Origin of the sequence: Sphingomonas sp. (assembly GCF_048594985.1) — a bacterium.
Taxonomy (GTDB): Bacteria; Pseudomonadota; Alphaproteobacteria; order Sphingomonadales; family Sphingomonadaceae; genus Sphingomonas_I.
This window is the reverse complement of the sequence record NZ_JBMDXG010000017.1, coordinates 1-4,267: the sequence shown is the minus strand read 5'-3', so window position 1 is coordinate 4,267 and position 4,267 is coordinate 1. Positions and strand designations below refer to the sequence as shown.

The 4,267-nt window shown below is 65.6% G+C and carries 4 protein-coding genes; 2 read left to right on the top strand and 2 right to left on the bottom strand.

Translation table 11 applies throughout. The annotated features are described in order from the left end of the window. Nucleotides 1-128 precede the first annotated feature (128 nt). On the bottom strand, nucleotides 129-743 hold the full coding sequence (locus ACOJSF_RS00600) for a TetR/AcrR family transcriptional regulator (protein ID WP_420140303.1): 615 nt from the start codon (nucleotides 741-743) through the stop codon (nucleotides 129-131). Between the two features lie 57 nt (nucleotides 744-800). Beyond that, a complete protein-coding gene (locus ACOJSF_RS00595) occupies nucleotides 801-2,129 on the bottom strand; it encodes an MFS transporter (protein ID WP_420140302.1) in 1,329 nt (442 codons plus the stop codon). A 113-nt stretch (nucleotides 2,130-2,242) separates the two neighbouring features. Between ACOJSF_RS00595 and cyoA the strand changes: the two genes are divergently transcribed. Together cyoA and ACOJSF_RS00585 are read left to right on the top strand one after the other, a co-directional pair. After that, on the top strand, nucleotides 2,243-3,361 hold the full coding sequence (gene cyoA / locus ACOJSF_RS00590; RefSeq protein WP_420140301.1) for a ubiquinol oxidase subunit II: 1,119 nt from the start codon (nucleotides 2,243-2,245) through the stop codon (nucleotides 3,359-3,361). Nucleotides 3,362-3,370: 9 nt separating this feature from the next. After that, the coding region (locus ACOJSF_RS00585; protein WP_420140300.1) for a cbb3-type cytochrome c oxidase subunit I at nucleotides 3,371-4,267 on the top strand (897 nt) is incomplete at its 3' end.

The window sequence follows — 4,267 nt, the reverse complement described above, 5'->3', positions numbered from 1 at the left end:
GTTTACCTTGATCCGAAATTGTTCCCGAACATCCGATGAACGATCGGTCTTCCTTCGATACCAAGCGGTATATATTTAACGGGGAGCGTGCGTCAACTCTTTTTCTACCGATTGGTAGTGATCGTTGGTTAGCGTCCGGGCCAGGTCCGCAGGGCCATGTCGGCCAGGCTCTTCAACTCATCCGGACTGGCCCCGGCGCGCGCCTGGAGCGTCAGGCCCTGGAAGATCGCGGTCATGAAGCGTGCCAGCGCCTCGGTATCGATATCGGCGGGAAGGTCGCCTTCCTCCCTGGCCCGGTCGAGCCGTGCGATCAGAGCAGCACGCGACCCCTTCTGGCGTTCGATGACGCATTCGCGGATCGACGAGGCTTCGGGCGTGCCGGCGAGCGAACTCATGACGCCCAGGCATCCCTTGGGGTCGCACGTGCTGGTCTGCATCTTGTAGATGCCCTCCAGCAGTCTTTCCGCCACGCGGCGCGAGGTCGGCTCGGCGAGGGCGGCGTTCATGAACGCCATCTTCTCGCGCTCGTAGAGGTCGAGCGCCTTGCGGAAGAGCGCCTCCTTGTTGCCGAAGGCGGCATAGAGGCTGGGCTTCGTGATGCCCATCTCGGCGGTGAGCTCCGCCATCGATGCGCCTTCATAGCCGCGCATCCAGAACACACGCAGCGCCGCCGCGAGCGCTTCGTCGATATCGAACTCGCGCGGGCGTCCCTTCGGCGCCGGATTTTCGAAATCGATTTTCATACCGGATGGTATATAGGGGAAGCGCTTGAAATAGTCCAGTATCCCTGCCCCGAATCCTCAATCGAGGCGGCGGGCCAGCTCCTTGTTCAGGATCAGCGCCACCAGCGTGCCGATCGCGCCCGACAACAGGTAGCCGCCGGCGGCGATCAGCCCGAAATGTTCGGCCAGCAGGAGCGCGGCGAGCGGCGCGAATCCGGCCCCGAGCAGCCAGGCGAGATCAGACGTGAGCGCGGCGCCGGTATAGCGCGCGCGCTTCGGGAAATTGTTGGTCACCGCCCCCGACGACTGGCCGAAGGACAGGCCGAGCAGGATGAAGCCCGACACCATGAACAGGATCTCGCCGACGCTACCGCCATTGAGGAGCTGGGGTGCGAAGCCGCTGAACGCGGCGATCGCGGCGGCGGTGTAGGCGAGCAGGGTGCGGCGGCCGATCCGGTCGGCCAGCACGCCCGACACGATGATCGCGCCCACGCCGAACATCGCGCTGACGATTTCGATCAGCAGGAAACGGGCAATGTCTTGGTCGGTGAACAGGTGGACCCACGTCAGCGGGAAGACCGTCACCATATGGAACAAGGCGAAGCTGGCGAGCGAGGCGAAGGCGCCGATGATGATGTTGCGCCACTGCGCCTTCAGCGTCGCGCCGACGCGCGAGGGCGTGAGCTCGCGCGACTTGAACATCTCGGTATATTCGGGCGTCACGACGATGCGCAGCCGCGCGAACAGCGCGACCACGTTCAGCGCGAAGGCGACGAAGAACGGATAGCGCCAGCCCCAGCCGAGAAAGTCCTCCGGCGTCAGCACGCTGAGGAAGAAGGCGAACAGCGCGCTCGCCACGATCAGGCCGAGCGGGGCGCCCAGCTGCGGCACCATCGCCCACCAGCCGCGATTCTTCTCCGGCGCGCTCAGCGCCAGCAGCGAGGCGAGCCCGTCCCACGTGCCGCCGAGCGCGAAGCCCTGGCCGATCCGGAACAGCGCCAGCAGCACGGCCGACCCCAGGCCGATCGTCTCGTAGCCGGGCAGGAAGGCGACCGCGACGGTCGACGTGCCGAGCAGGAACAAGGCGATGGTCAGGCGGGAACCGCGCCCGTAGCGGCGGTCGAGCGACATGAACACGCGCGTGCCGATCGGGCGGGCGATGAACGCCAGCGGGAACAGGGCGAAGGACCAGGCGGTCGCGGTCACCCGATCCATGAAGGGAAAGACCACCGTCGGGAACACGATCACCGACGCGATCGCGTAGACGAAGAAGTCGAAGAATTCCGAAGTCCGCCCGATGATCACGCCGATCGCGATCTCGCCCGGGCGCACCGTATGATCGTCATGGTGATGACGGTGAAGTGCGCGGGCGTCACGCTCCAGCGGCGTGGACGAAACGGATGCCATTCGAAAACCCTATCTGCGGACGTTTGGGCCGTCCTTAGCGGCGCGGGGGCACAAACGGTATGGGACAAATTGTCCTATTTCGCTGCGCCGCAGCAGCGCGTAGGGCGCGCCCGATGGCCAAAACCCTTGTCCGCTCGCTTTGTTTCCGGCTGCTTCCGATCGGCCTTGCCGTCGCCCTGTCGGGCTGCGGGCTGGTCGTGATGGATCCCGCCGGCGATGTCGCCCGCCAGCAATCGAACCTGATCCTATGGTCGACGGGGCTGATGCTCCTGATCATCGTGCCGGTGATGGCGCTGACGATCCTGTTCGCCTGGCGCTATCGGGAAAGCAATGACGAGGCGACCTATCGCCCCGACTGGGATCATTCGACCTCGCTCGAACTGATCATCTGGTCGGCGCCGCTGCTGATCATCATCGCGCTGGGCGCGCTGACCTGGGTCGCGACGCACACGCTGGATCCGTTCCGCCCGCTGGCGCGCACCGCGCCCGACCGGCCCGTGGCCGCCTCCGCCCGCCCGCTCGAGATCCAGGTCGTCTCGCTCGACTGGAAGTGGCTGTTCATCTATCCCGAACAGGGCGTCGCGACGGTCAACGAGCTGGTGCTCCCGGTCGATCGGCCGGTTCGCTTCCGCATGTCGTCCTCCTCGATGATGAACACCTTCTGGGTGCCGTCGATGGCGGGCATGATCTACACGATGGCGGGCATGGAGACCGAGCTCAACGCGGTGCTCAATCGTCCCGGCCGGTTCGAGGGGCTGTCGGGCAATTATAGCGGCGCGGGCTTTTCCGGCATGAAGTTCTGGACGCACGGCGTCGACGAGGCGGGTTTCGCGCGCTGGATCGAACAGGTCCGCGCGAAGCCCGGCCGGCTCGACGGCGCGACCTACCTCAAGCTCGAGGCGCCGAGCGAGAATGTCGCGCCGACGGGGTTCGGCGGGGTCGAGCGCGGCCTGTTCGACCGTATCGTTGCCATGTGCGTGAAGCCGGGCACGAGCTGCATGTCGAGCATGGCGCATGGCGGCCATCCGGCGGTGAACAACCGTCCCCCCGATCCCGACCACGCCAAGGGCGCGCTGACCCGCGAGCCGGAGGAGAAGGGCAACAGCCCGCACCTGATGGCCCCCCACGGCAACGCGCCCGGCAACCGCGATCGCGGCGACGACGCCAACCGCAACATGACCCGGCTTGATGTGCCGGCGCTGCCCGGCGCGTCCGCCGCCGCGCGCGCCTGAGGAAAGACCATGCCCGAATCCCTGCTCAAGACCATCTTCGGGCGGCTCACGCTCGAAAGCTTTCCGATCCACGAGCCGATCCTCGTCGGGACCTTCATCATGGTCGCGATCGGCGGGGCCGCGGTGCTGGGCGCGCTCACCTATTTCAAGCTGTGGGGCTATCTCTGGAAGGAGTGGTTCACGAGCGTCGATCACAAGAAGATCGGCATCATGTACATCGTGCTGGCGCTGGTCATGTTCCTGCGCGGCTTCGCCGACGCGCTGATGATGCGCGCGCAGCAGGCGATGGCGTTCAACGGCAGCGACGGCTTCCTGCCCGCGCACCATTATGACCAGGTGTTCACCGCGCACGGCGTCATCATGATCTTCTTCGTGGCGATGCCGTTCGTCACGGGCCTCATGAACTATGTCGTCCCGCTCCAGATCGGCGCGCGCGACGTCAGCTTCCCGTTCCTGAACAATTTCAGCTTCTGGATGACGGTCAGCGGCGCGGTCACGGTGATGATGAGCCTGTTCGTCGGCGAGTTCGCGCGGACCGGCTGGCTGGCGATGGCACCTTTGTCGGGGCTCGACTACTCGCCCGATGTCGGCGTCGACTATTACATCTGGGCGCTCCAGATCGCGGGCGTGGGCACGCTGCTGTCCGGCGTCAACCTGATCGCCACCATCGTCAAGATGCGCGCGCCGGGCATGAGCCTGATGAAGATGCCGGTCTTCACCTGGTCGGCGCTGGTCACCAACGTGCTGATCGTCGCGGCCTTCCCCGTGCTGACCGCGGTGCTCGCGATGCTCAGCCTCGACCGCTACGTCGGCACCAACTTCTTCACGAACACCGGCGGGGGCAACCCGATGATGTACGTGAACATGATCTGGATCTGGGGCCACCCGGAGGTGTACATCCTGATC